Source organism: uncultured Capnocytophaga sp. (assembly GCF_937936315.1).
Taxonomy (GTDB): domain Bacteria; phylum Bacteroidota; class Bacteroidia; order Flavobacteriales; family Flavobacteriaceae; genus Capnocytophaga.
The window spans coordinates 1-5,053 of sequence record NZ_CALGWU010000022.1 but is presented as its reverse complement, the minus strand read 5'-3'; the positions used below and the strand labels follow the sequence as shown (position 1 = coordinate 5,053).

The following is a 5,053-nucleotide window of genomic DNA, read 5'->3' as shown; positions in this document are numbered from 1 at the left end:
CTTTCTTGCAAGAAAAAAGTAACTTTCTTATGTCGAACTCACGTTAATTAACAATTAACAATCTCTTCTGTTGAAAAAAACTATTGGTTTTTTTAAATAAATCAAAAAAATGTACTACTTTTGTACGACAAACTTTTAAAGTACTTTTATCAGATGAATGATATGAGAAAGCTAAAAACATTTTTGTTTAATGTATTGATTTGTAGTCTCTTAACTTCTTTCGGGCAGCTTAGAGCTCAGTTTGCGATCAATGGGGTTACCGCAGAGGATCAGGTACAGTTTGCCAATAATCCCTCTTTTGAGATTGGTAACCTTACCATTAAGATTAAGTTACCTACTACTAAAAATACAGCTGAGGTAACCGTTACCTTGCCTACGGGTATTGAGTATGTAGCAGGCTCTGTAAATAAAGGAGCAAATGCTACTTCGGTATCCCAAGTGGCAGGTAGCCCTCTTAATAAACCTGTGTTTACCCTTGTAGGTACGCCTAACACCGAAGTGGCTTTTACCCTTAAGCGTAAGCTTACTAAGGCTGCTACCGATGCTTTGGCAGGTAGATACCTTACCGATGAGGTGAAAGTAACAGTGGTAGGCGAACCAGAAGAAAAAGAAAAATCTAACCAGTATAGGGTAACGCCTCCAGTAGTTACCGTGCAAGACGTTGTAGGAGTTGATGGCGCCTCATTAGGCGAAAATACCACTACCTTTGGCATTCGTAATACTGGGGTGGGGGCTACTCGTACCATTTTCTTCTCTGTAGCTTATCCTGCTGGGATTACCCATGTAAGTTTTACTCCACCCTCCGGAGTTACTTTGGATCCAGTGGGTACCGTCCCTACAGGCTTCGAAAATGCAGGGCAACCCATGTATAGGCTTACCAAGCCCTCAGGCTTTTTAGGTAGCGAATTGGTAACCATTACCCAAAAGTATCAGATAGCACCTTCCTTATGTGGTAACCAAACTAAAATAGGCTATGTGCCTTATTGGGGCTTTTCGGCTACCAACCTATTTGCCCAAAATACTAAGGTGGATAGAGATATAAAAGTACGTACTTATACTCCAGCCGTGAAACAAACCCAAGACGGAAATAAAAGGTATTTTGTCGAAGGAGCAGGTCTTACGGCTGCTGCCGGACAAAAACTCGGTACTTTCTATACTGCCTTCAAGAACGAAAGTACTGATGCTACCGCTTATAACAACCGACTTAATAATCTGGTTCAAAATTTAACAAACTTCAAACCTGATAACTTTTATATCATTGCTACCGATGGTACTAAGATTCCGGTACCTTCAACTTTTATCAATAATGTAAATTCTACAGGTTTTGATTTTCGCAATCTGCCCGCTTTAGCCGATGCGGCTCTTACAGGCAAAGATATTGGTTTTACCGATGAAGACGCTGATGGTTTTCGCGATGACCTAAAACCTGGTGCCGAGGTAAGAATATGTTTTGATTTGGTTGCTACCGGCAATCCATTCCCTTGTAATCCTTATATTTTATCTATAAATCCTTCCTTTTATTATCATTATGAAAGTGCTTGTGGAGAAACAATAGAACTAAGAGATAATCTAAGTGTTTATGCACGCTATTTTGGACGAGTAAATAAAACCTCTTTCCCTGCTCAGTTGCTTAAAAATGCTCCTGAGAAAGGGCGTATAGCTCCTAATATGAACTCAGTAGGAGTTTCTGAGCGCTTTCAAGGTGATGCAAGTGCTAGAACTAATGATATTCGTTACCGCTACTATATGCAGTTGCCTTCGGGTATTGCTCTCAAAAATGTAGTGTTCTATTACGCTAGAGAAGTTGGCGATACTTCTGTTCCCTCTGTTGCTATTGGCAATATACCAGCTGGTGGGTTGTTAGATTTTACTACCCCCGAAACGCCTCCTGCAGGCGTATCAGCTGTTGATGCGCGTTTATGGGGATATATCTCTTTTGATATCGAACTTACTGACTGTACAGGCTTGAGCAATGCTACCTCTATTGATTACAAAGTGTTTGTAATGAACAGAAACCAAGGAGGTACTACTTTTACCCCCATACCTATACTTTGCGAAAGTGTAAATGTGGCATTAGGATGTTCTGTGCCTTGTGGGGTAAATGGTCCTGAGATGCTCAGTACCAAAGTAGAACGCGCCAATAACTCTTATGGTTGGACGGATGCTACTATGACCCAACGCGTACAGCGCGCTAATATATCCGCTGAACAACGCCGTAAAGTATTGCATTTAGACGATATAGAGTTCTTCGCCGAAGGAAAACAATCGCCTAATGCTGCGGCTGATAACCTCTTCTATTACACAGCTGTAGAAAAACGCGTGAACTTAGACCCTAAATTTATCAAAGTAAAAATAGGTACTCACGAAGTGACTCTGCAAGCTACTGACCCTGGAGTGGTAACACGCGCTACCAATGCTAATGGTAATTACTACCGTTGGAATCTTACCGATGCACTGCCTTCGGGCATTTTAGCCGCAGGCCAAACCTTCTCGGTAGTAGCTACCTATCAGGTAAATAATCCGTCAAATAGTAGTTCTTCAGAAGAACAGTCGGGTAAGACATCTTATTTCTATACCTTAGCCAATAAGAATGATCCCGCCGTTAGCCCGCAAGGCTATCATACTAACGCATTGCGCTGTGGTTTAGACCTGATACCTGTTTTCACTTTTGCCAATACAGGCATAGCTTATGGTATGAATAGTTTTGGACTGACAGCTTGTACCCCGAGTTATATTGGAGGGCGATTTATCCATTTCGGTCGTGCTCAAAATAGCGGTAGTAACCTTTATACTGAAGAATATCGCCCAGGAATCTTAATGAGAAAGATTGTTCTTAAAATACCTTTGTCTTATAAAATCACAGATAATCCTGAATATTTCTATACTGCTAATATTGCAGATTCTAAGAAAGCTTCCTCTCTACAGTCTTCAGTTATTACCCCGTTAGCTAATTGGGTAGAATCTACCGAAGGGAACAACCGCGTATATACCTATCTAAATCCTGTTAATAGAACAGATCCTTACCATTTACCCGCAGGGATTGTAGCAACAACCTATAGCCAATGGCTGCGTGTTAAGGTGCAAGCCTCTTGTAAATCTAAAGAATTTACAGGTACTGATGCTGCTAAAAGAGCTGCAGCTATTGCTGCAGGCGAAATTGGTACCTACGTGGTAGAGTGTGAAGACTATTACTATCATTACGCCGATAGTCCTACCCCATTAGTTGTCGAAAAAACTAACTTTAGTGTTATGAATATGGCTTCTAAGCCTCAATTATTATTGTTGGCAAGAGGTCAAGGTTCTACTATTAGGGCTAACAAGAACGAACAGAGTACTGTTATTGCCTTAGAGGCACGCAACAATGAGGCTCCCAATACATGGATCTCTATCCCCGATGTTACAGGAGTGGAAGTGTTGGGCTTGGAAGAGGTCAATGATGCGGCAGGCACGACTGTAGTGCGAACCCTTACTCCAGAGACTAATATTACAGGGGAGAAGATGTTCTTCTTAAACCAAACGGTACCTATAGGGCTTGCCAGCCAGAAGTACTATCGCCTAAAGTATAAGTTAACCAACTGTAGCCAACCACAACGAAAGTTTAAAGTATATGCAGGTTGGAACTGTGAGGGCAACCCTACTCAGGGACATAGTGCTGCCTGCGATGATACATTCTTAGAATATACTGTCAATATAGCACAAAGTAAGAAAGACATAGAAGAGGGGGGGAACCCTACCAGCTTGACTATGTGTGCCAAGACACCTTTCTCCTATATTGTAAAAAGTACCGATGAGGGGGATATCTTTGGAGCAAACTTGGTGGTTACCCAGCAGCCTGGTATCGTTATCAGTGATGTACAAGTGGAATACCCCTTGAACTCTGGCAAGGTGTATAATACCTCCACCCCTGTGGATGGTAAAAAGATTGGGGTAACTACCGTGGGGGGTAAGACTACTTACCGACTTTTCGATATATTGCCAGGTGGCTCTCTGCCAGGTTCGGTAGCTACCAATGTAGAAAATGAGCAGAAGTTCAAAGTAACCTTTAACGTACAACCCGACTGTGATTTTGTCGCAGGCTCCTCTTTTGCTATTGACTTAGAAGGAAATAATCTCTGTGGGGAGCCTGCTATAGGTCCTAAGATTGTAGAAAATGTAGCTGGTATCACGGGTGCTGCGGTGAATGACTATAATATGTTACTTTCCTCTGTTGACTATATAAGTGGCAATGCCAATGCTTGTGATAGTGGGGCTACTTATAAGGTACGCGTATCGGTCAATGTTACCTCTTCTAATCCTTTGTTTACAGTAGGTAATGATGCTCGTCTGCATATACGTTTCCCACAAAGCTATGATATTCAAAGTAGTGATATCACAGTAGATAGAAGTGCATTCCCCCAGGCAAACCCAAGTAGTAGTTGGGCTGACCCCTCTGTGGAATCAACAGGGGTAGTAGGAGGTGAAAATGAGATCATAATGAAAGTACCAGCAGGTATGAAGGATACTCATTACTTTGATGTAACGGTAAAGATCAAGCAAAAAGCCAATACAGCGGTAAGTTGTACAGATGAAAGATCCTTAAAGGTACTTACTACAGATAAGATTACAGGGATTCCTTGTGCTACCTTGAGTCCGCCTTTCTGTCCTGCTCTTATCGTATCTACTTCGCCAGAGAAAAAAGCAAAGATAGAGAATAAACGAGCCTCACTTTCTTTAGCAGATGTAGAAGTAAGTTCTACAGTACAAGGTAATAAGGAGAAACTGACAATTAAGTATAAGGTGGCTAATAAGTATGAGAGTACTGTTGAGTTAGCTAAAAAAGCTCCTTACAATAGTTCCTTGAAAGTGTCTCTTTACCATGATGTCAATGGTAATGGTTTGGTGGATGCAGGAGATACTCTCCTTGAGGATAATACTCAGAATGAGAATATCGCCATAGAAGCCACTTCTCCTGAGAGGTCATTTACGTATATAGCTGACCAGTCAGAGGTGTGTCGTTTACTCTTGGCTATTAAGGATAACTATTGCCTTTGTGATAATGTGGTAAGTTTAGCTA

The 5,053-nt window shown here is 41.5% G+C and carries 1 pseudogene; it reads left to right on the top strand.

Annotated features, from left to right (window positions below):
• Positions 1 to 153: 153 nt before the first annotated feature.
• Positions 154 to 5,053, top strand: a pseudogene (locus Q0162_RS02860) (gliding motility-associated C-terminal domain-containing protein); the annotation flags it as partial.